We start from the raw sequence: 24,140 nt of genomic DNA on the forward strand, positions 1-24,140 counted from the left end.
GTTAAATCGTTGTTATTTGTTATTTGTTATTTGTTATTTGTCATTTGTTATTTGTCATTTGTCATTTGTTATTAGACTCTTGCAATTACGAATTACGTAGACGCGTAGCGGCTTCCCGCAGGGTATTACGAATTACGAATTACGAATTACGAATTATCAATTGCTATCCCCAGCGCAGTCTGATTCAGTACAATCGGATTCTCTTGATCACCGCTTTCTTGCGAATCGAGCAAAATTCCCTTGGGATAAACACTCCGCAGTTTGTGTAAAATTTTCACCAGCCGATTAAGTGCGTCAGTTAAATCGCAAGCTGCATCATCGCAAGCATCTAAAGCTAATTGTTCTAACCAATGATGATAAGCATCTTCAAAATCTCGCATTTGCTGCACATCTAACCAGGCAATTTTTAGGGCGACGTGTGCTGGTGCTTCTAAGCGTAGGGTTTGTTCAATAAATCGGCGGAAGTTAATATTACGAAAGCGTTCTGGCCAGTAAGGTAAAACTATAGTTACCCAAAATGAGTAAGGATCTTGCCAAGTTAACCGGGGTTGTTCTCCCGCCTGTGTTTTAGCATCATCTGGAGTCACCAAAATTTGCAAAAATTCGTCTAAAACGGGAGCATTTGCCTTAGTTCGGGGACGCAATAAAATATGCTCTAATACATGGAATCCTTCATCATTGTTGCGTGCTTGCAAGGTTGCGATCGCTCTCGTGCGCTCGTCTTTATTGCTGTAATATTGACTAGCAAGAATTTGGTCTTTGCCTTCGTTGGTTAGTTCCCAGCCATAAACACCATTTTCACTGTCAATTAGGCGATAATTCTCCTCATCTTGCGCCAGTTCTACTAAAGTGTTGCCTTGTTCCCAAGCATCTGTATCTTTTTCATAACGTTGAGCAGTTTGTAAAATAATTTGCTGATTATCACCGTAAATTTCCCCAACAAAGGCAGCTTGTTGTTTTTCTGGGTTGCAGGTTAAACGGGCAGTGCGAATTAAGAAAAATAGACGATTAATCGCCGCATCCTGCTCTGATTCTGAGGTATAAGTATGTGGGTGAATTGCAATTTCCGTTTTGCGATTGCCTGGTTGACTGAGGATGCGAAAGCTGAAACCTTCTTTGCTGTTGGTGAGGGATATTGCACCAGGCTCAAACAAGTTACCTAGCACATCATAATAAAAGCGATCGCGGGCTGTTTTTTCATCTGCAAATACGGGGATACTTTGCAGTAATATTTCACCCTGGTGTAGCAATTGCCACCGATATTCAGAAGTTGATTCCGGTAGCAGTTCAATCCGCAACATCGATTCTACGGAGTTAAGTTGTTGAAAGATTTCCCCCGGAGTCTGTTGTGTATCGGCTACAGCTATGAGGTTGCCATCTTTATCTTTAATCCCTAATCTATAGCTTTGACTAGCTGGGCTGATATAACGCCGGAAGTAGCGCAGACTTTCGGCAAAAGCTTCTGTAGCTTGCCAAGCGGCATTTACTGTGGGATAAGTGTTTAAGCTTTGCAGTAAAATTTGATTGCCAGTACAATTTTGCAGTACAAAACGATAGTTCTGATCGATGGGTTCTACTGCTAATTTAAATTGATTTTGATTAGCTTGAATGCTACTGAACCAGCTTTGTAAATCTAAATCCCGTTCTTCTGGGTTCAACCACCGTTGATTGCGTTCCGATAATACTTTCCCGGTGTTATTTACCAAAGCATAGCTGTAGTAGGTAAATTTTTTGGGATTATCATCACCCAAGCGACTTTGACAGTAATTTCGTTGTTGTTTAATTTGCTGTAAACTTGCGATCGCGTTTTCTTGGGCTATGGAACGAGAAACATAGCGTTCCACCCCTGTAAATGTAATAGTTTCCCCTGATGCAGATGCAACTGGTGGAATGCTTAAGCGAAAGTAATATAATTCGCCATCAAATTCGATGTTGATAAAATCTGCAACTTGGGTAGGGGTTTCCAGCGATAATCCAGCTAGCCGCACAGCTAATTCTGCTAGGAGAATTTTTAAATGAGCTTGATTTTCAGCTGCTGAGGGAAAATAGCGATCGTATTTAACTAAAACGTTTTTACCTGTTTTATCTACTACTTGCCAGCCGTAGTGATAGAAATAACTATAAGCAAGGCGTTGATAAAATTGATTATGTAAAGCAAATGATAAAAACTCTTCCTTAGCCGCCTCAGCTGCTGCTTGACTAGGATAGCTTTGCCGAGTTTTTAATGTCTGATTCTCTAAACCAGAATTTACAGCCAAGATATAACTTACAGGCGCTTCCTTGACTCGATAATGACTGAAGTCACGCCGACGCACATCTGCAATCCCCAACAGCCGAGAAACCCGCTTTTTAAAACCCGATACATTGTTGGTGTCCCAAACTTCCTGACAGTTGCAATAATGAAAAGCACGGAAGCGATCGCGGCTTAAAGTAGGATAGTCTTGTAAAAATCGCGCCTTATCCTGCATAATCTCGGTTTGATGCTTCACTTTATCCGCGTGAGTCTCGAATATGCGGTAGTTCAGCAACACATAATCTGTAAAGGATTCAGCAAAACGCCCTAGTAAATGATCGAGAAAACGGTTGCGGCGATCGCGATAGGTTTCTCTAGTAGAATTATCGACATCCTCACCAATGCTAGGAAGATAATTTTCCTCACCGAGAATTTCTTCCCACCCTGGAAAATTCTGTAACCTCTGAGTGAAATAAGTATACTGGCGATCAGCTTTACGAGTAGCATAGCCGTTTTCTGGTTCCTCTGCATCTATTTCCCAAGAAAAGAGGTCGCGGATATGAGAAAGTTGCACTAAATAATTTGCCAATATCTGATCGAAAAATACCAAATATCCTTTTAATTGCCGAGCCTGGGCTTTCCTCAATGTGGTAGCTGTGTCAGGTAAGCCATCTTCACTAATGCCGTAGGTTAAAGGAAAATCGTGCTGGATGGAATAATAATCGGCTAAGTCGTAATAACTGCCTTGCGGTACAATCAAATCTAGTTCATTTTCGTCGCGTACAGCTTTGATACGTGCCGCTTGTTGTTCGTAGTAGCGGCGTTGCACCTCTGCCATATTCACTTCAATGGGAAGATTACCCTTAAACAATCTCACTTTTGAATATTTCACCCCCAGCACCGGACGGTATTTCTCGGTGAGTTGCAAATACCAAGGGTGCTGTGATTGCGGTAAACCGTTAATGTAACTGATGATACTCAGTTTACCAATTGCCGCAACCCCAGAAACTTTGAGAATTTCTTGATATAAATCTGAAGTATGGAGAATTTTCGGCGGAGTCAAGGCTGCTAATTCGTCGGTATCGATAAAACCATGACTACCGTAAGGTTTAGTGTAAGTTGGATCGTGGAGGGCTGAAGGTCTGCCAGCAAAGATTTCGGTGGGACTTTTGCCTTTATCTAGTAATTCTTGTAGGGTATAAAATCGTAGATGAGGCGAGAGAAATGACTGTACTTGTACGTAAATATTTACTAGTACATCCTCAGCATCGGCATTAGCCGCTAATTCAATATCTGTACAGAGGGCAATTTCTTCCTCACCCAAAATTACCACATCATAAATATCTTCGCAGAGGTTGCGATATTTACATAAAACGCTGTTGACATTATCTAGTACATCCGCCCAAGAACGGTAAAGTTGTCCACAGGCGTTTTTACTATATTCAGAGTCGAGGTCAATATTAACAGTGTAAAGCCCACGGGGATGCAGACGAAAAGCCGTGTCTTTTGTCTGTGCTTCTGGTGGAGTATATTGCAGAGTACTTTGAGCAAAGTCTACATAAATATCTGGTTCATAGGTTGTGACTTTCTCCAGCATGGCATTACGCACACCAGGAATATCGATCAGACGCTTACATAAATCTAGTTCTGTGACTGGATTGCAGGTGAGGATTTCATCTACTGTAAAAAAGTTGTTCTCTGGACTCTGAGGATTTGCTTTTGCTAACAAATCTTGGATATCTAAGTTATTACGATAGCCTAAATCGGTGACGGCATAGCATAGTACCTCTAGGATAGTTACACCTGGATCGTGCAGGTTATAATCTGTCCAAAGTTTCCCGGACAAATTTTGTAAGTGTTGAATCCCGATATCCCGCAAGGTTTGAAAATTCAAATATGGGGGAAATTGAGGCTGACTTTTCGATATGCTTGGGTATTCCAGCATGGAATTCAGGTGTGTTTAGAATATAAAGAACAAAGTCAATTCAAAATTTATTCATGTAGATAAGAAATAGAAAAGCGATGATTTAATTAGTTTTATTTAACTGATTGAGGAAGATAACAACCATCAACAACACTTCTGATGATTTTGATAGTAGCATGACAAACTTTGCTCAATTCGTCCCTGTAACAATATGATGAGTAGAGCCAATAAATAACCAAACAAAGGTAATTGCTAATCCCAAGGTGAGCAATGTAATATATCTGAGAAATTGGTGCAACCGGATTTTCATTTGCTCTTGATATTCAGCAAAGGCTTTACTCAGTTCTGTTAAATCATGTTGCAGTTGATTGACTTTCTTTTCTAATTCTTTGACTAGTGATTTCCATTGGTTACCTTTGCCTGGTGCTTCATCTTCATGGGCGCAAATTTCTGTTTCTAATTGCATTTCCCACAGTACGCCTTGGTAATAGACGACATCGCCTTTGCGATAGGTTCTGCCCTCCTGCCACAATCCATGAAATTGATCGTCATGTTTGTTGAGCATGGAGGTAATCAAGTCTTTAAAGTGGTCTTCGGAGAGGCGACTTTTGTTTTTGAATAAACTTTTAAGTTCGTTGCGGCTTCTTAAAATATTGGCATCATTGGAGACGGTAAACATGAGTGAGAATCCTGCAATTTATTGTAGTGTTGGTAGAAATTAACGAACCGCGAAGGCACGAAGAGCGCAAAGAGAGAAAATAAGAAGAATTAATAATGAGGTCACCTGTATTATTAATCATGCTTAGTAAATTATTCCGAATTTAATGTGGAGTTGCACATATCTAGATCCCCCTAAATCCCCCTTAAAAAGGGGGACTTTGATAGATTTTTTCTAGTTCCCCCCTTATTAAGGGGGGCTAGGGGGGATCGAATTCTATGCAGCCTCATCAAGAATTGGTATTACCCTTAATTCTTCTTCCTTTGCGTACTTCGTACCTTTGCGGTTCATTTTTTAACCTCAAAATTAATGGTACAAAACACGCTGCTATTTAAGATTTATACAAAATCATGCGTAAATGAATATTTTCATAAAAAATTAACATCTATAAACCCTAATTTGTGACAAAAATTAAACTTGTAAATCTTTATTTACACCTAGAATTCATAACAATTCCAAATCTTCTAACGATTCATAACCTAGAACACCAGACTCAATTTTTTGATTAGGTACAACTGTTTTTTCTTGAAATTCTTGGATAATGTGACTTTGAGCGCTAGTTTTTAACGAGACTGAAGTTAAAACCGATCGCGCAGTAGAGGCGATCGCTTCTCGAATATCTCGCTGGGTGTCTTGGTGCATTTTAAAATCCACAACATAGTCTATGTATTCCTGTTTTTCGATAAAGTTGACAATTGCTGAACGGTAGAGTTTTCCGCCAAACTGAATTTCCGCCTGAGTATCCATTGTCCAAGGGGCAAGAAAATAAGTAATAGCTTGTTCTAATTGGCGGCTATAGTAGCCAAAGTTGGCGGAATAGGGAGATTTAAATTTCACCTGAAATTCCACCTGAATATGTTCGTAGGCTGGATTTACTACCTGTATTGCAGCCCAAGGAGAACTGATACTAGCTATATATTTCTCAATTTGCTGTAGCAGGTTAATGTTAACTTTGGGTTCTAATTCATTAGTAATACCCATCAATGCCAAGTTGGGAATGACAGCTAAAGTTACCGATCCTGGTGTTAATTCCTGTAACTTGCCGTTTTGTAGATTAACTTCTCCGTGATTGATGCAGCGAACTTTATAAATTTCGGGAAACTTTTCTAGTACAAGCCTTTCATAGTCAAAGATGGTAACAGCCCGGCCTTTGTGGCGTAGATGTTCACTAATGCGGATATAAAAATCAGTTGGCTGCTCTTTAATCTTCCCACCAAAGGAGTCATAGAGCTGCTCTATGGTTTTGACTTCTGGGTTGGGGTTAACCTGTTTGGCAATAGTACCAGCAGGTAAGGGATTGGCTAAATGGTTGGGATCGTTACCTTCATCTGTGAAACTCACCCTTGCAGCTTGGGTGTGGACACCGAAGATTTGACAGATAGCACCACTGCGCGCAGGTACAGTCACCTTTAGCCAATACAAGTTAGGATCGAGAATTGTGGTTTTGGCTTTGCTAATATCTGCAGGAATCCCCAGATGGATAATACCAGAGGCAATTAAACCGTTGGTATTGTCGCTGACAATGCGATCGCTCAAAGATTCCCAAGAATTATCTTTTAAATAAAACCATTTCACATCAGCTTTTTTTAACGCTGTATCAGCGCTGGCTTCCGCTACTTGGAAGAGTAAAGGTAATGCTGTAGGCGGTTCGAGGTTTTCTAATCCAATTAGTAATTCCCCTTCATTGGTAAACTGTGGTAAAAAGTCTGGTTGTTTCGCCTCCAAATGCTCAAACCCGCCAAATGGGTAAAGATGGAAAATTGTACAATCCTGTGTTGTCGCAACTGCGGTGTATTTGAGATAAAGCGATTGAATAGTCGGTGTGTAAGGTTGGTTGAGGGTAATGGGTGCTACGGTATTTTTAGGTAAATTCACCCCTGGAAGCCATCGTGTTAGCTTGTTGTCTTTGTCCTCATAGACAGCATCATTAACATATTTTCCATCTGCAAAATCTTTAGCTGCAGCTAATGTCTGAATTGCATATTTCGTCACAAACTCTTCATGCAAAAAGTCTTGATTGAGGCTGAAACTCAAAAAACCACCAGTTGTTTGATTGTTCAAGCTGGTGAAATTATCAATTTCCTCACCCTGTAGCGGCGTTGCTTGGGCGTTAACAAGAGTGCGATCGCCTGAGGTCAAAAGTTCGTAAGGATTGCTCAAACCTTCTTCTGACCAAGTGCGTTTAGTCAATCGCGCTAATTGTGCAGAAAAATTGTCAAAATCAGGTTGTGAAGGTTCGCCGTCAAGATAGTAGCCGCGATAATGGTCTTTCAGAGAGGCGGGTAATTTTTCCCATTTAATATTGATTTGCAAATCCGAGAGATTTTTCAGAAAAATTTCTCGACTCCCAACATAAAATTTTGAGCCTACTGCTGGTCTGGGGCCAAAAGGCTGGAAAGGTTTGGTAGCATCTAATACACCCAAATCATTCTGCACAACCAAATTGCGAACTTCTTTCACCCGCGTGGTAATGGTGACCTTTTCTAGCTTGGCAGTACGGAAATAATGATATGCTGGCAAATTATCGACTAAAACCTGAGTTTTTAATTCTATACGCGCTACTGGTGAGGCTTGCTGGAGTTTGAGAGGGAAGTTAGGAACATCAGGGTTATAGGGAATTGGCTTCTCTGGAAGGTAAGGTAAAACGGGGTCAATCTCAGCCGCTAATACAACTACTAAAGAAAGTTCCGAATTATTCCAGCCAGTTTTTTCTTTACCACCTCCAGTTATAGACACACCTGATTTTAAAATGTCGGCTTTGATCCACTCTTTTTCACCACTGAGATAAACTTCAAAGACTTCATGCAGTTTATTTTCTGGAAGTACTGTCCCCAAACCACTCAGAGAAAAGGTGAACTGAATCACCCGTTCACTTTCTTGTAACAATAAAACATCAGATGCGATCGCTAAACCTAAATTTGTTGCTTGGCGTTTGTCATTCCCAAAAGGAAGCCAGGTTTTGATGATTTGTTCCTTGGGAAAATCTCCTCCCAATCCATCAAACGAGTTCGCCACTGGGGAGGAGAATAAACCAGGATTGCGCGGAGGTTTTTCGCTAGGATTAACTGCTTGTAAGTCTAAAAATAAACCTTTGAGGCTGGTAATCTGGGCTTTATGAATAACGATATCTGCATCAAGGCTATAGAATAAATCCTTACCAGTAGCATCTTTACCAGCCTTGAAACGAGTCCCAGCAGGTAGCGCAAATTCAGTTTGAGACTTGATCAGTTCAAAAATGAGGTGGGCGTGGTCTGGTTGGGCTGGGCGATCGCGCAAACGCAATACTTGACGATAAAAGAAGTCGAGATGTCGCTGCGTCATCAAATTCAGGTCATCTCGTGCAGGTTTCATCACTTCCAAAAAAGCCAAATAAAGGGCTAAATATGGTTGATGATCCTGTCTAGCTTGCAGACTTTTTTCTAAATACTGCGGAGCCTGTTGAATAATTTGATAGTAGTTTTGAAATAAAATTTGAAATACAGCGTCTAGTTCATCTCGCACTTGTACAGGATTTGCATTAAAAGGAGTGCGATCGGCTACTGGAGTAGTGATATTTAACTTAAATTCTTCATTAAATTTTGTATAAATATTACCTGATTTTGCTACTTCTTTAGTAGCAGCTATATAAGCTTGTTCAAAAGCCCAAATCCGCAATATAGGCTCACGAAGATTAGTTTTTACCAATCCTCTAATTACAGCTTGTAGAGGTGTATAAGATTCTAAACTTATATACCAATTATATATTTGATTAAGGATTTCAATCCATGTAGTTAATAAATCAGCAAACTTTTCAAATTTCTTACTTGATTGCCCGCTTTCAGTTGATAACTCAGAAAGGAACTCTCGCAAATGCTGGCTATATTGGTCTTTGATTTTTTGCGGGCGGGTTTTACTAATCAGTGCAATTTGTACGGGAGTATTGCCAGTAAAGAAGGCTTGCCAATTCCCCTCAGGGTCGTTTTTATCATTGTAATAAATAACCTGCTCACTGAAACGATAGGCAAATACCAGAAAATCGCCCAAGTCATTTTCATCCACCTTCACAAAATCAGGCGATAAAGCCGGAACCTGTCGCTGACGCTGGCTTACCCCATCGCGAATTAGTGGATTTTTAAGTTTTTCTGGGCGGATTTTCATGATAATTCGTAGTTCGTAGTTCGTAATTCGTAGTTCGTAGTTCGTAATTAATTATTTGGATTTAATACCAATTTGAAAAAAGAATGCGACAGATGGTAGGGGCACGGCACGCCGTGCCCTCTGGAATATATTGATGCGTCGCAAACATTTTTTGATTTGGTATAACATTTAACAAGTTCAATATTTTATATGATTTTCCTATTTTTCTACGAATTAAGTAACTCGGTGGAAATCAAGCAAACTAGATTACAAAATATAAACAGGCTTAAAACTATTACCAATGACAAATGACAAAGAACAAAGAACGACCTAATTAAATAATTGCTAACGAACCAACGCCTTCTTGTAAATAGAAAGGATAAACGAAATTGAAACGAGAATTAGTAGTAATAATTATGTAATCCACTGTGATATTGATGACCCCTTGTAACTGATCATCAAGGTTGAGATCCAAGCGTTCTAAGCGGATGCGAGGCTCATGATAAACAATGGCAATCCTGACTAATTCTTTAATATTGCTAGCTACAGTTGGACTCAGAGGCTCAAACAGTAAATCTTCTAGGTTACAGCCATAGGTAGGCTGCATCACCCGTTCACCCAAACTAGTTGTCAGGAGAATTTTGAGACTTTCGTTAATATCTTCCTCAGCACTGACAAGCCTGACACTGCGAGACACTTTATTAAATTGCGGCGGAAACCCCCAACCTGTCCCCAGAAAAGCATTATCGTTTTCATCCATCTCAGCCTCCGATTAATACAGTAAAATTTCCTAAGACAATCGAGCCGCCATGTGCTGTAGTGTCGCCCAAGCGCGCCGCAGGTTTCCCCCCAATCAGCACAGTTGCTGAACCCATAACAATAGCGTCTGGTGGCCCAACGCAGGTACAGGTATCACCCAATACAGCAGCAGGTAATCCACCGATTAAGACATTCGGTTGTCCAGGGCCAATTACAGGGCCACCCACATGAGGAATCGGGGGTATTCCTGGAGTTTGCATCGGACAAACATGCATATCAGTAATTCGCGCAGCTGGTTTTCCCATATCTAGTTACTTTCCTTGTCATTACTAATTGGCAATTAAAAATCTTGTATTTATCGGCGTTTATCGGCGTACCCTGCGGGAAGCCGCTCCGCGTCTATATCAGCGGTTAATTATTCTGAAAATCTAAAATTAATTAATCTGAACTAAAGAACCCTTGAGAATCGCGATCGCACTTGTGGAAACCTCCGCACCAGTATTACCTTGGGCTTTAAACTGAGCATTGGCTTTAACATTGACGTTCATTCCCTCAATGCTGGTATCTTGGGTAGCTTTGAGTGTTAACTTACCAGTGGCTTCGATGGTGATATCTTTCGGGCTTTTCATGACGATACCGCTATCGTTCATAGTCAAGGTATTACCGTTTTGGTCTTTCAAAGCAATTCCCTTATCCTCATCGGAGATGGTAATTTTGTTACCACCAGGGGTTTCCAAGGTGATGAATTTTTTTTCATCGTCGAAGGTAACTTTGATTTGCGATCGCGTAAAAAATCCTTTCTGGTGATTGTTATCGGAAGCTTGTAGGGGTGCTGGTTTCGCCTTGCTGTTGAGCATTCCTAATACAATTGCATCGCGTGGATCGTCGTTGAGAAAGCCCAATACCACTTCGTCACCAATTTCCGGGCGAAAAAAGGAACCGCGATTGTTACCAGCATCCAAAGTAGCGATACGAGTCCAAATTCCCTGAGACTGAGAATCGAGGGTAGGCACTTTGACTAAAATCCTGTCTTCACCATTAGGATCATTCCCTAACTGCACTACTACACCAATTTGTAAGCCATTAACACCAGGGAGCATCCCTGATGCTGGTCTATCAACGATGTCAGCTTCCTGGTAAAACCACTGAGAATTCATACCAAGCTGTATATGAGTAAACCAAGCTCCACCGATAACTTCGTGACGAATGCCAGAGACATAGGCTATTCCGTTAAAACGCTGACCAATTCCTTTCAACTCAATCAGGGCATCAATCTGAGCATCAGGATAGCCTTTAATCTTCACCCTGCCTTGAATTTTCGCTAATCGGCTTTTGAGCAATTGAGCATCTGCCCATGCTTGCAGTTCTTGGGCTTGTAAGTGACCACTATGACTGAGTTGGAATGGTTGCAAAGCAATGGCTTTAGCCAACTGCTCACCTGAGAGATTACCCTGTTTGTTAACTGTAGGCTCCCTCCCCTCCGCCTCAAGTAACGCCTGATCGCCATAACTCCAAGCTTGCGCCTTGACCTCTGGGTATTGCGATCGCGCGTCCATTTCGGCTTCAAACTCTAGTATATTGATGCCATAGGTGAGGGTAATAATGGAATTACCGCTAGTATTCGGCGGTTTTACCTTGAATTTGTCCTTTTCTACAACAACAATCTGTCCGTTCATTTCAGCGCGAGACAGAATAAAATCCCAATCAGTAGCGTAGTATTGGACGATTTCCGGATGCTTGATTTTGCTGTCGGTAACTTCTACTGCTCCTAGACTGTAGTTACCGAGAATTTGTGCGATCGCATCACTATCCTTGATGTCCTGAAAATAGCGACTATGGCGACCCACGGTCAATTTTGTGGCAGCAGCTTTACAATCAAGGATGAGCATCGAGTCGCCATTAGCACCGACTTTCAGCGCTTGTTTGACAATCAATCCTTTAAATACCTGGCGATCTTTGCCATCGTAACCCAGGGAAATTGTGATTTCGTTACCTGGAACTAGGTCAGGCCCTTCACTGCTTGCAAAAGTTTCTGCCGCAGGGTCACCATCTCGCAGTATCAACCGCACTGTTGGTACTCGATTCACCACCAAGTTAATTGTTAGGGACAACAGCGCATAATCGTTGGTGATGTCCTTACCATTGACAAGCAACTTGTAAGTAGTAACCTCATAAATCGCATTTTTAGGAACAATGAGATCGCTCATGATTCGGTTTTCTCAAGCGGTGGAAATCTCAAATCAGTATTAGTAGCTAAACGCCGAAAATTAATCAGACCATTCACCTTGGCAATTTGCAGATAATAAGTTGGGTCACCGTAAATGTCATAGGTCATTAAAGGTAATGTCTTGCCAGCTGTGACTTTGCGTTGATGGGTGACATCAGGTGATTTTTTCCCTTCTTCTTTTAGCCGACGTTCTTGCTCGATGTAGTTAACAAAGTTAGCACTAAGCCTAGCCCGCAAGGGCTGTCCATCAGGGGAAAATAGGGTGTAGTTAATTTGTAAATCTTTGAGAATGCAATCAAAGCCGTTTTTATTCCCAAAAGAAAAGTTACCCCACAACAAGCGCAGAAAATTCGGTTTGTGGGTTCCACCATCCATTGTGTAGACCGCATTCAGAAAATCCTGCACTTGTTGCGCGACATTCTTATAAAACTTATTAGGTTTACCTTTGATGGGTACAACATTTGTACCATCAAAAGTAAAATCAAGCTTCATTTCTTCAGGACGCGTAAATTTAAATTTTGGATCATTCCCTTGCGAGCCTTGAGCTTGAGATAAATCGTATTCCACTTTAAAAGCTTGAGAAAACTGCTCCGGATTTATAGGGAGGTCAAATTCTCCAACTTTCTGATTCATTTGCTTGTTCTGGTAGACCAAGATTTTAATTTTTGTGAGTTCACCTGTCATAGATTAACGCTCTGATTTTTCTTTGAGGATGGCTAGTACTTGTTCCACACAAGCTGCAATAATGGCATCTTGGTCATTAGCACCATTGTTCCCTTGTGTTCTAGAAGTGTTATTTTGACCTTGTTCCCCATCATTAATTGAGGTTTTGATCACCAGTTCTCTAATCTCTATTGGCATCAATATTCTCCTCCAATTTTGTCAACTGTCAACAGTTAACAGTCAACAGTTAACAGTCAACAATTCCCTAAGTCAGTGGCTCAAAATAGCTATAATTTAACTCCAAAGATTCAATTGCAATTGAGTTTTGCTCGGCGTTAAATTCGGAAATTGACCACTTTTTAGGCCAAGCATTAATAACTTTCCAGGTCATCAAGGGTTCAATATCTGCCTGAGGTTGGCTAGGATTAGAACGCCTCAGATGTAGCAACCTTACTAACAAATTCATCGGACGGATTTCAAAGTTGAGAATAGCATCCATACACCACTTCACCATCTTTGAATCTTTAACTAAGCCCCGTTTCAGTACCAGGGGACTATATTTAGTCCGTACTGGTAGGATATGCTCAAAACGATTTTCACCGCCTTCTTTGAGAGTTTCAGTCTGCATATCTACACTCAGACCGGTCACACTCTGAAAGCGAGTTTCTACTGCTTCTTTATCCAGGTTTTCACCCTGAAAAACTACATCAAAAAAGAAACCTACTGGGGGATAAGCAGACATCATAACAATTCAAAATTCAAAATTCAAAATTCAAAATTAAGAAACTTGTACATGATCTAGGTTTTGGGGTTTGTATTGGTTGATGATATTTATTGCATAGTTTGTCAACAGTCAACCGTCAACCGTCAACAAACAACACCATTAACTATCCATTTTGAATTGTTAAACCTTCGTGGGCAATTTCAATAGTTTCGATTGCGACTTCGTTACTATCGCCTTTTAAATCGCTAGATTGAACTTTGGTAGGCCAGGCGTGTTTGACTTTCCAGACGACGACTGGCTCATGTTTTTCATTGAGCAAGCTGATAGTTAAATCGCGGCGTTCAATGGTGTTGAGGGCTACTGTATTCCACCAATTGTAGAAATCGTTGTCTTTCTTGAAGGTGCCGCGCTTCATGGTGATTTTGCTCAATTTCTGCATTCCGGGCATATTGAGTTTGTGATATTCGGGCATATTACCTTCGCGGTATTCGATCATGTCCGTTTCTACGTTCAAACCAGAAACTTCGGTGAATCCGAGACGAGAGCCACCCCACTCTACCTGGAAATGAAATTTGGGTAAAGGATAAGCATTATCAGTCATAACTGTTGAGATTGATGGGTTAATTTGATGATTAAAAAATTAGCGATCGCAGAGATTAACTCTCTTGCATCTTGTGGGAGAATTTCAAGATGATGAATTCTGCAGGACGTACTACTGCCATACCAATCTCAATAATCATCCGACCTTCTAGAATATCAAGTGCGGTCATGGTTTCATTGAGTCCTACTTTTACAAAGAAAGCTTGTTCGGGTTTAGCTCCCGCTAGTGCGCCAGCACGCCATTGCAAGATGAGGAAGTTTTCTATCATGGCGCGCACTTTCACCCAGGTGTTGGCATCGTTAGGCTCGAAGACAAATCCCTCGGTGGCTTTTTTAATCGATTCTTCGGCCATATTAAAAAAGCGGCGCACTGGCACATAACGCCATTCGTTATCATTTCCGGCCAGAGTCCTTGCACCCCAAATCAAGGTTCCTTTGCCAGTAAAGGCCCGAATCGCATTGATAGATTTACCAGTCGGATGGACGTTAAGATCCTCTTGTTGCGCGCTAGTGATTTTGATGGTGGGTTTAATCACTGAACTGAGAGCCACATTAGCTGGAGCCTTAAACACACCACGAGTATTATCAACTGTGGCATATTGACCCGCCACCAGGGGACTAGGAGGAAGTACGAGGGGAATTGCTTCTACAGCAGCTTTGGCTAAGTTAAACAAAATGGCATTGCCTACAGTCGCATCTGTTTGACTTGCTGCCAAACTAGACATCTTTAGATTATTAAAGGGGCCATCACTCTTGTTACCATTAGGCGCTATTCGCTGATGGATGATGCTAACAGACGCAGGGTCATACTCATAATTGAAAATAGTCTCAACATTGGGTGCATACACAGCCCCATACTTGAGGTTATCCAAAGATAAACTCAGTTCGCGAAACTTATCAGCTGCTGCGTTGATAGTCTGTTGAGGGTCGGGTACTTGCAGATCCATAATTACAAATCGGTCTTGCAGTAACCCACATTGATTGAGAGCATCACCAAAAACACCGACTCTATTGTCTTGAGCTAAAGTATAGAGGGCTTGTGATTCTGGGAAGACAAACAAAGTCACTTCGTCTTCTTTCGCTACTTCTTCAATACCTGCCTGTAAAGCCCCATCTGAAATTACACCGCCAGATGCCTTTACACTGCCTACAGAGACGATATAGCAAGGCCCGCCACCATTTTTAAAGAATGCCTGGAGAGCATAGTACATATTATGCGGCGAAGGTTTGCTGATGCTACCGATCACTGTGCGCTCAATGACATTGGGAGGATTTTTGTCATCAACTTGTTCTACAATGGTGACCGTAATCCCGGTTTCTGGCTCGGTCTTACCAAAGTATTGTTCGTATTCCAACAGCGAAGTAATGCGTTTGACTGCGATCGCAGTGTCGGCGGTAGGGTCGGCGACAGGCTCGGCGTATAAATCACGACCATCAATTATAGCTTGTTGAGTATATCCCACAAAAGCGGGAATCGCAGTTGCTACTTCAGCTATGGAGGGGGGTAACTTGGAGATTTCCTCGATGTAAACCCCTGGGGTTTTGTAGGTGCTTGGCATAGTTTTCTACTCTACAAATGGATGTCAGAATAAATGGTGAGACCAGATGGTTGCTTAGTTTCGGGTTTAATTAAAGCTACTCCTGGTGCTGGTAGTGGATTATCTTTACCGTCTGTAAGCAAACTATCAGGTTGCAGGCGTAAGCCCAGTGGTCGTTTGGTTGCATAGGTTTTAGCATCTATTAATTCAAAATCAGGTAATTTGTCAGCAGTAAAGCCATGCGGCTTCTCGTAGCGATAGCGCCAGCGAGTTGAGCGATTTTTATAACGAATAACGTAGGTTTTAGGTTGAATTAGGGTTGTGTTTGCGTCGGGTTGTAAGAAGTTAAACGCTGTGGGTACAACATTGGAATTGACAGCGATTTCAACTAAGGCAAATGCATCCCTTCCAGCCAAGGGGTCAAAAAGTACAAAATCATCAACCTCTGCACCATTAAGTAACAGCCGATAGCGTCCAGGAATTTGCCCCGCAAAATTTAAGTTCGCGGCAAAATCATTACCAGCAGTATGCTGATTTGGAATCGTGACTTCCCTAGCGTAAGTTTCCTGTTGATTCACATCTACCAAAGTGAAGCGAAAGCGATCGCCTGGATTGGCGTTCTTAATGATATGTGTGCGCTCAAGTCTCTGACGCGATCGCAAGTCTAGTTGAGAAACATACTGGGTATTTGGTAAGGTTTGCCAATCACTATCATTAGGGATAGCAGTGGCAGAGGATTGGTAACGCAAGGCTTCCAGGGTTTTACCTGCGTAGCTAACTAATTGTCCTACACCGTATTCACTGTTAGCAGTGTAAGTCGATAAAGGTTGCGTCAGAAATAAAGCTTGTCCTTGATTGCCAGAAACGTTGGAGAAATAGTAAATTTGCTGGCGATTTGTAGTTAGGGACAGATTTGTGAAATTGGCAAAATAGCGATCGCGCACTACTAGCCAAAATGTTAGCCTTAATGGTCGATCAATTTTCAGCACCGTCTTAAATACATTAGGCGACACCTCCACTACCTGAGCAAAGATGCTTGCACCGCGAGGCTGGGGACGAAAAAGACAACGCAGATTGCGAAGCGATCGCAAACACTCTAGAGTCGGAACTACAGCCAACGTACTAGAGATGTCATAATTGCTTGGTAGTGATTCTGGCGGGTCGGGTTGACCTAAATAATAGTCATGCCAGAGTTCTAAATTGAGGAGTCTTTTGTATAGATTCATCGCTACTTCTCCCCTCACTCATTGATAGAGATTCCAGTGATGACTTCGCTTTCCGCCTGGCGTTTTTGCGCTTCTACGGCTACTAAACGAGCACGATAGAGAACAAAAGGTACTTGTTTACCACCTAAAGACCCCCAGAGATGATTAAGTTGCTCAAAAGAGAGGGAATAAAGGTCTGGTACTATCCTGATATCGCGTGAACCAATACCAGTTCCAGGCGTAGCGTTAAACGAGATTTCGGTTTGCGATTGAAAAAACTCGACCACCCGCGACAAGAGTCTGAGGGCTGTATCGTACTTATTATGTAGGGCAGAAAAAAGGATAAACAGGTTGAGGTGAATCGGTGGGTTTTGATAGATTGTGCGATTGTTTTCCAACCGATAGTAAGAAGAATTTTTCAAAGTAGTCTCCTCTTGGAGATTTACTAAACTCATTACTACATGACCATTTAATTGATTGTTAGGGCCACCGAGTTCTTCAGCCATAGCAATGTTATCTATCAGCACAATCGGCCCAGCTCCAAGTTCTGGCTCCATCTCCAAGATGTAGCGTTGCAAAGCAACCTGTATCAACCTCATTGCATCAAATATCATAAGAAGTTGGTGAATGAATCAGCAGATGCCTGGATGTTTTCATCTACATAAGTACTACTAACTAGTTAAACTAGGGCAGTTGTATAGAAAAATGCCCATGAAATGTTAAGAATATTGTTAAAATATTTATATATCTTTTCCGCAAAACTCTAAAGTGACTGGAGTACGTGCTGAGAAGGTTTTCGGGTAATTTTTCCCAAACTGCAAGCTGATTTATAACCTGAATTATTAACCATTAAAGACAATATCTTTTTTTCGTCTTTTCTTCTGATGAATGTAATATTTATTTTTATTCTCTGTATTTTCACTTGCTTATTTCTGTTATCAAAACCTACAGAGCGTAGCAAAATTCAGTTTTTGCGGAAAGTTAAGTTTTATGATCCTGGCTCGTGAGTTCTGAGTAAAAAGACCAGTCTCATTTATATGCTTGGCAATAAAAATTATTTTATCTCCCTCATCTCCCTCATCTCCCTCATCTCCCTCATCTCCCTCATCTCCCTATACTTCCTCTACCGACACAGCAAAGAGATAATTTTGGTAGTCCTCAGTGGAGTTAAGAGCTATGACAGAAAATAATGTTGGTATTACAGGGTTTCACGCTCATATTTACTTTGATATTGCAACTCGTGAGGCGGCTTCTCGTGTACGGGAAGGGTTAGGCGCTAATTTTGAAGTCCAATTGGGACGTTGGCATGAAAAGCCTATCGGCCCACATCCTCAATCAATGTATCAAGTAGCATTCGCTCTAGATCAGTTTGCTAAGGTTGTTCCTTGGTTAATGCTTCATCGTGAAGGTTTAGATATTTTGGTTCACCCTTTAACTGGTGATGATGTCGCAGATCATACAGACCATTCTTTATGGTTAGGAAATAGGCTGGATCTGAACATTCATGTTCTGAGGCAGATTAGTACAAAATCATAATGGGTAATGGGTAATGGGTAATGGGTAATGGGTAATGAGTAATGAGTAATGAGTAATGAGTAATGAGTAATGAGTAATGGGTAGGAAATTTACTTAGGGAGCATCCCACTTTTTTCAATGTCATTGCGAACGCAACGAAGTGGAGTGAAGCAATCGCAAAATCTCTCACCAGGAATAAATCCATGCGATTGCTTCGTCGTTCCTCCTCGCAATGACGCTTAATTCTCTAGTTATAAAATAAAAACTGGGATGCACCCATTTACTTATTACTCATTACTTTTTTCAATTAATTGCTGTTACTCATAAACATCGAATCTGCTACATAACGTAATTTTAGAGAATTGGTATTACTTAAGCTGCTTCTAACATAGATATTGGAATTCGATTTATTTTTTTAATTATTAGAGATGGGAATCTGCTTTAGTAGCAGTGTAATGCATCCTACTCGAATGACATAGATATTAAATTTAATATTTTTAGCTGCTTCTGCATCACAAAATTGATGATCGATAATTTTTATTTATCCTTTTAAAAAGAAAGAATATTTGATTAAGTTATTTAGCTAGTTTTATCTTGTAAATATAACCAATAAAACATCAGTCTGAACAATTCAGAGCTAGAAGTTCATGAGATAAATTACAGGGTTAAAGCATGAAAACCTCTCTTCTATGCTGGATTAAAACATCTTCATTTGGATTACAGCCTATTTTTTGAAAGCTATCAAAACGCTCTAAATCACATGGGATTATGGGTGTTTATAAAGCAAGAAAAATATTTAGTTATTGATATATTTTACTTGTAAAAATCTCAATAATTAAGCCAGAATATATTTGCCATGTTCCGAAAATTAGGCTGAAGAAGATGAAGTCTTCGATATGATGAGAAACCGCCAGATATATGACGCTGGCATAGTTTCTTCGTCTACTTACTTATGGCAAATCAGCAAACGTGACATCAGCTTATAGTCATAAATTGGCTATGACTTGAGGATGCTTTTGCAATTGGTTTGCTCATTTTAAAGCCTAATTTAACTATCCATCCGTATCCATTCCGTAACTGCCATGAAGAATATTTCTAGATTATCTAAAGCTGTCTTAGCTCTCAGTTTTGGTCTCTGTTTGCTGCCGATTTCCAAAACTTATGCTGCTAATACTGATGTTACAGTACCTCTGAGTGCTAGAACTACGTACAATCAAACCAATGTCTCGACAGCAACCTATTATTTCACTGTCGCTGTACCCGCTTCTGCAACCAAACCCTTACAACAGGTGACACTGACACAGATTCAAGGTGGCGAAAATATTGAGTTTGATGCTCAACAAAGTAGCGCCTTTGTGGGAACAAGCGATCGCGCTGGAGAAAATCTGCCAGTTGCGATCGCTAGTAACCCTAATCAAGACAATACTGTAACAATCCAGTTCGCACAGCCTTTACCACCTGGTCAAACCGTAACCATCGCTCTGAAGCCATATCGTAATCCTGCTTACGAAGGATTTTACTTATTTAACGTCAAGGCTGCTCCCGTAGATCAAAGTACAGAAGGTCAATCTCTGGGTGTAGCAGGGTTACAGTTTTACCAAAACGACTTCTAAGTCTGGTAATTAAATTTGCAATTGTTTCCAAACCACTAATGGGGGCGTACAGATGTGCGTCCCTATTTCATTTTTATGAGTATGAGGAATTACTAATTGGTATAATGCCAATCTGCTATTAATTATCTTTTTTTATCGGTAGAGATGTTAGGAATAACACCTCTACAAAATTTTGCATCTCTAATTAGAGATAAATTTATACACGATGCCATTGCAGGCGCTATTCATGGCGTTTTCGTTGGTAGTTTTAAAGCAGAGGCAAATCTTGAGATGGCTCAAAGTAGCAAAAATTGTTTTTGGCAATTGGGTTTAGTAAAGGTTGGCGAATTCACCTTTGGCATTAGCTTGGCGATGACGAATGCTGTATTCGCCCAGAGTGCGATCGCACCTGATAGCCTACTCGGCAATGAAAGTTCTCAAGTTATACAAAACTACCAAGGTAATCCTACGGAAGCGATCGCAGGCGGAGCGACTCGTGGCAATAATCTATTTCACAGTTTTTTAGAATTTAACATTAGCGAAGGGCGTTCAGCAGTTTTTTTAAGCCCTAGCGCTAATCTACAGAATATTTTAGTGCGCGTTACAGGTAATAATCGCTCAGAAATTTTAGGTAGGCTAGCTACTGCTGGTTCTAACGCCAACTTATTTTTAATTAATCCCAATGGCATCTTTTTTGGTGCAAATGCCACTCTAAATGTAGGTGGTTCATTTGTGGCGAGTACAGCTAGCAGTATCAACTTTGCCGATGGTAGTGTTTTTAGTGCCACTGCTCCCCAAACAAAACCTTTACTAACAATCAGTACACCCATTGGTTTGCAATTCAATCAACCAGGGAAAGATATCAATCAATTCGGCGCGCTAGAAGTTCCTACAGGTAAAACTTTAGCGTTAGTGGGTGGCAATATTAACCTCAGCGGGAACGGTACCTTAGTAGACACTCGCAGAACACTCCAATCCCTTAGTGGACAAATCGCTGTTGGCGGAATATTAGGAAGTGGAACAGTAGGAATTAACCTGGATAGCAACACCCAAGCTTTAAGCTTTCCTAGTAACGTCACCCCCGCAGATATCTCATTGAACAATCTGGCTGTTGTCTTAGCTGATGGGCCAGGTAGTGGTTATATCCAGTTGCAGGGTAAGCAAATTAAAATTAGCGATGGTTCTATCATCCAAGCAGAAACAACAGGTAGCGAAAATGGTCAAGGTATTTCTGTACAAGCAGAACAGTTAATTCTGCAAGATGGTTCGCAAATTAAAGCTGCTACTACTCCAGGTTCCACAGGCGCAGGTGGAAGTCTGACTATCAAAGCTACCGACTTTGTGCAAGTTCGCGGTACTATTGCCCAAGGTAAGCGTTTTGAGGGTTTCCCTACAGGTTTGTTTACTCAAACTTTTGGAGATGGCGTAGCTGGGCCTTTAACTATAGAAACCGGAAAATTAATTGTTGAAGGTGGTGCAAACATTGCAACTAGTGCTAGGCGAGGTAGAGGTAATGGCGGAACCTTGAAAGTAACTGCCGATTTGATTGATGTTAGAGGCGCGTCTTTTTTAGATTTCCCTAGTGGCTTATTTACTCAAACGCTCGATTTAGGAAACGCAGGTTCCTTAATAATTGACACCAAGCAATTAATTACTCGAGGTGGAGGAGTAGTAACATCTGGTACGAACGTCAATAGCCAGGGTAATGGTGGCAATTTGACAGTACGCGCTTCTGAGTTAATAGAACTGAGTGGTACAACGCCAGTTGATAAAGACCCCAGCGGCTTATTTGCGCGCAGTCGTGGTAGTGGTGAGGCGGGTTCATTATTTGTAACTACAGACAGGTTGATTGTACAGGATCGAGCGAGAGCTACTGTAGAAGCCTTAGGTTCTGGTAATGCCGGACAATTAGAAATTAATGCCCGTGAAGTTCGTTTGGATAGGCAAAGCAAAATCGTTGCTGAAACAGTATCTGGTAATGGTGGAGACTTGATTCTGCAAGTCCAGAACTTACTTTTGTTACGCAATAATAGTCAAATTTCTACCACAGCAGGGACAACTGGTGGTGGTGGTAATGGTGGAAATATCACCGTTAATACTCCTAATGGCTTTATTGTTGGTGTTCCTGAAGAAAATAGTGATATCACAGCCAATGCATTTACTGGCTCTGGTGGTAAAGTTCAAATCAACGCTTTTGGCATTTTTGGGATAGAACAGCTCAACCGTGAGGATTTAGTTAGGTTACTCAACACTAACGACCCAACAAAACTTAACCCCCAACTACTCTTAAGTAACGACATCACAGCCATTTCTCAGACAAACCCCAATTTAAGCGGCATAGTTAATATAGACACACCTGGTGTTGACCCCAATAAGGGCTTAGTAAATTTGCCCACCCAACCAGTAAAACTCACACTCGATCAAACTTGTCGAGTCATTGCAGGGAATAATCAAAGCAGCTTTACTGTGACTGGCCGTGGTGGTATCCCTTCCAGCCCTACAGAAACCCTGAATAGTGATGCTGTGCTAGCCGATTGGATTGCTGTTGATAGAGTTGGTGAAACCGCTACTGGCCCAACTGTGAGTCAAAATTATCCTAAATCTGCACCCGCAAAACTTGTCGAAGCTACAGGCTGGGCAATTACCCCCAAAGGTGAGGTAGTTCTCACAGCAAATACAGCCAATGTTACCCCCTATAGTTCTTGGCAAAAGCAAACTAACTGTATTCATTGAAGTCCTTTCAAGGGTAAGTTTTTTAGAATCTCAAAAATAGTTGATAAAATTATCAATTGTTTAACTTAGTTTAGTGGTTTCAGGATTTCATCTGAGGCTGAAATAGCTAACAAAAAAAGATAAAATACAAAACCCCTGCCCTTGAAAGTGGATAGTTACCCGGTCATACCATCCACTTCTGCTTGTAAGCCAAAACACATCTAAATCGTTGCAATGCGATCGCTGATAATTATGTTCGTACCCTGGCAATTACTCTTTACTCTATTACTCTATTTAAAATTTAACAATATTTGTGGTTGTTTAGCTATTACTTAGTTTTTTTCATTGATGTTCATCATTCAACCTATTTGGGTAACATAAAACAGTAGAAAGAATGCAGAACAAAAGGGAAGGAAAGTATCTTAGGATAAGTTTATATGTCAAATTTGTATTTTTATGAACAATTAACTACGTTTAACAACTTCAAAGACTTTACTAATTTAGATCTTTATTTAGATGCGCCCGAAGATTGGTATCTTGTAATTACAGATGTAGTTAATTCTACAAAAGCAATAGAAAAAGGAGAATATAAGTATGTAAACATGGCTAGCGCTCTTTCACTCGTTGCAGTAATCAATCTCAATCCACATCAACAATTACCATTTATATTTGGTGGTGATGGGATTACTTTGTTGATACCAAAAATAATGATTTCTGATGTAGAAAGTGTTTTATCTGATACTTGTAAATTAGTGCAAGAGATTTTTAATCTTAAGCTAAGAGTTGGATGTGTGCCACTCAGAAAGATTTATGAATCTGGCTACAGCCTAAAAATAGGAAAATATCAAATTTCACCTAAATATTTACAGATGATAGCTATTGGTAACGGTATTGATTATGCAGAATATCTAGTCAAAAATCATCAAGAAAGTGCTAATTATTTGATTCCCGATAATTATCAAACCCATAAGAAAGCTGAGTACTCTGGATTTGCTTGTCCTTTCGAGGATTTTTTCAGCCACAAAGACGAAATTTTATCGCTAATTATTAAAGCTAAAGGTGATGATTTTCAAAGCCAAAGACATATTTATCAAGAAATACTATCTAAGATGGAATATATTTTTGGATCACTTGAAGAATGCCATCCACTATCTGCATCTAAATCGAAATTTAGATTAGCCGATATCCGGACAGATAGAGGCAAAGTTTTAATGAGATTAAATTTAGCAACCAAAAATAGTTTTAATATTCAGATAGCAAAATTAATTTTTAAAATAAAAAATATTATCGAACAAATACAGAATAAAATATTACTTATTTTTTTTAAAGGTAAGAAAAACTTAATTAAATCTTCCGAGTATAAAAAGTTTGATGGTTCGCTAAAAATGACAATATCTTGCCATACAGAAAAAAGAGAAATATTTCAAATATATCTCCAGAAATTACAACAAGAAGGTAAAATATATTTTGGATTACATATCTCTAACCGCGCTCTAGTTACTTGCTTGATAGGTAATCAAGAAGTACATTTAGTTGATGCTGCTGATGGTGGATATACTCTAGCAGCAAAACAAATAAAACAGCAAATGTTAGAAAATTAGTGGCATTGCTTGC

General features: G+C 40.5%; 17 protein-coding genes. 4 read left to right on the forward strand and 13 right to left on the reverse strand.

Annotated elements, in window-relative coordinates; genetic code table 11:
- Positions 1–146: 146 nt before the first annotated feature.
- The 13 genes from HG267_RS28850 to HG267_RS28910 form a co-directional block, all read right to left on the reverse strand.
- Entirely contained in the window at positions 147–4,178 is a 4,032-nt protein-coding gene (locus tag HG267_RS28850) for a hypothetical protein (RefSeq protein ID WP_045871006.1), read from the reverse strand.
- A gap of 169 nt (positions 4,179–4,347) precedes the next feature.
- Positions 4,348–4,836 (reverse strand): carbohydrate-binding protein, encoded by a 489-nt coding sequence (locus HG267_RS28855; protein ID WP_045871005.1) that lies wholly within the window; start codon positions 4,834–4,836, stop codon positions 4,348–4,350.
- Between the two features lie 483 nt (positions 4,837–5,319).
- The gene (locus HG267_RS28860) at positions 5,320–9,012 is read right to left on the reverse strand and encodes a hypothetical protein (RefSeq protein ID WP_045871004.1); all 3,693 of its coding nucleotides are present in this window, start codon (positions 9,010–9,012) and stop codon (positions 5,320–5,322) included.
- A gap of 313 nt (positions 9,013–9,325) precedes the next feature.
- Positions 9,326–9,751, reverse strand: a complete 426-nt coding sequence (locus tag HG267_RS28865) for a GPW/gp25 family protein (RefSeq protein ID WP_045871003.1) — start codon at positions 9,749–9,751, stop codon at positions 9,326–9,328.
- Position 9,752: 1 nt separating this feature from the next.
- Entirely contained in the window at positions 9,753–10,055 is a 303-nt protein-coding gene (locus HG267_RS28870) for a PAAR domain-containing protein (protein ID WP_045871002.1), read from the reverse strand.
- Between the two features lie 129 nt (positions 10,056–10,184).
- Positions 10,185–11,957 carry a type VI secretion system tip protein VgrG gene (gene vgrG, locus HG267_RS28875; protein WP_045871001.1) on the reverse strand — a complete coding sequence of 591 codons (1,773 nt, stop codon included), beginning with the start codon at positions 11,955–11,957 and terminating at the stop codon, positions 10,185–10,187.
- Positions 11,954–12,661, reverse strand: a complete 708-nt coding sequence (locus tag HG267_RS28880; RefSeq protein ID WP_045871000.1) for a LysM peptidoglycan-binding domain-containing protein — start codon at positions 12,659–12,661, stop codon at positions 11,954–11,956. The genes vgrG and HG267_RS28880 overlap by 4 nt, the downstream gene beginning before the upstream one ends.
- A gap of 3 nt (positions 12,662–12,664) precedes the next feature.
- Entirely contained in the window at positions 12,665–12,838 is a 174-nt protein-coding gene (locus HG267_RS28885; RefSeq protein ID WP_168160986.1) for a DUF5908 family protein, read from the reverse strand.
- Between the two features lie 67 nt (positions 12,839–12,905).
- A complete protein-coding gene (locus HG267_RS28890; RefSeq protein ID WP_045870999.1) occupies positions 12,906–13,385 on the reverse strand; it encodes a phage tail protein in 480 nt (159 codons plus the stop codon).
- A gap of 142 nt (positions 13,386–13,527) precedes the next feature.
- Positions 13,528–13,965 carry a phage tail protein gene (locus tag HG267_RS28895; RefSeq protein ID WP_045870998.1) on the reverse strand — a complete coding sequence of 146 codons (438 nt, stop codon included), beginning with the start codon at positions 13,963–13,965 and terminating at the stop codon, positions 13,528–13,530.
- 55 nt (positions 13,966–14,020) lie between these two features.
- Positions 14,021–15,523, reverse strand: a complete 1,503-nt coding sequence (locus HG267_RS28900; RefSeq protein ID WP_045870997.1) for a phage tail sheath family protein — start codon at positions 15,521–15,523, stop codon at positions 14,021–14,023.
- 11 nt (positions 15,524–15,534) lie between these two features.
- Positions 15,535–16,728 carry a hypothetical protein gene (locus tag HG267_RS28905; RefSeq protein WP_045870996.1) on the reverse strand — a complete coding sequence of 398 codons (1,194 nt, stop codon included), beginning with the start codon at positions 16,726–16,728 and terminating at the stop codon, positions 15,535–15,537.
- A 14-nt stretch (positions 16,729–16,742) separates the two neighbouring features.
- Entirely contained in the window at positions 16,743–17,306 is a 564-nt protein-coding gene (locus HG267_RS28910; protein WP_263419986.1) for a DUF4255 domain-containing protein, read from the reverse strand.
- Positions 17,307–17,883: 577 nt separating this feature from the next.
- Here HG267_RS28910 and HG267_RS28915 point away from each other — a divergent pair.
- The 4 genes from HG267_RS28915 (at position 17,884) to HG267_RS28930 (ending at position 24,127) form a co-directional block, all read left to right on the forward strand.
- Positions 17,884–18,243 carry a DOPA 4,5-dioxygenase family protein gene (locus tag HG267_RS28915; RefSeq protein ID WP_045870994.1) on the forward strand — a complete coding sequence of 120 codons (360 nt, stop codon included), beginning with the start codon at positions 17,884–17,886 and terminating at the stop codon, positions 18,241–18,243.
- Between the two features lie 1,061 nt (positions 18,244–19,304).
- Positions 19,305–19,835, forward strand: a complete 531-nt coding sequence (locus HG267_RS28920) for a DUF2808 domain-containing protein (protein WP_045871058.1) — start codon at positions 19,305–19,307, stop codon at positions 19,833–19,835.
- Positions 19,836–19,979: 144 nt separating this feature from the next.
- A complete protein-coding gene (locus HG267_RS28925; RefSeq protein ID WP_228045391.1) occupies positions 19,980–22,547 on the forward strand; it encodes a filamentous hemagglutinin N-terminal domain-containing protein in 2,568 nt (855 codons plus the stop codon).
- A gap of 416 nt (positions 22,548–22,963) precedes the next feature.
- Positions 22,964–24,127 carry a DUF3095 family protein gene (locus HG267_RS28930; RefSeq protein ID WP_045871059.1) on the forward strand — a complete coding sequence of 388 codons (1,164 nt, stop codon included), beginning with the start codon at positions 22,964–22,966 and terminating at the stop codon, positions 24,125–24,127.
- The last annotated feature ends 13 nt before the right edge of the window (positions 24,128–24,140 follow it).

Source organism: Tolypothrix sp. PCC 7601, assembly GCF_025677855.1.
Lineage (GTDB): Bacteria > Cyanobacteriota > Cyanobacteriia > Cyanobacteriales > Nostocaceae > Aulosira > Aulosira diplosiphon.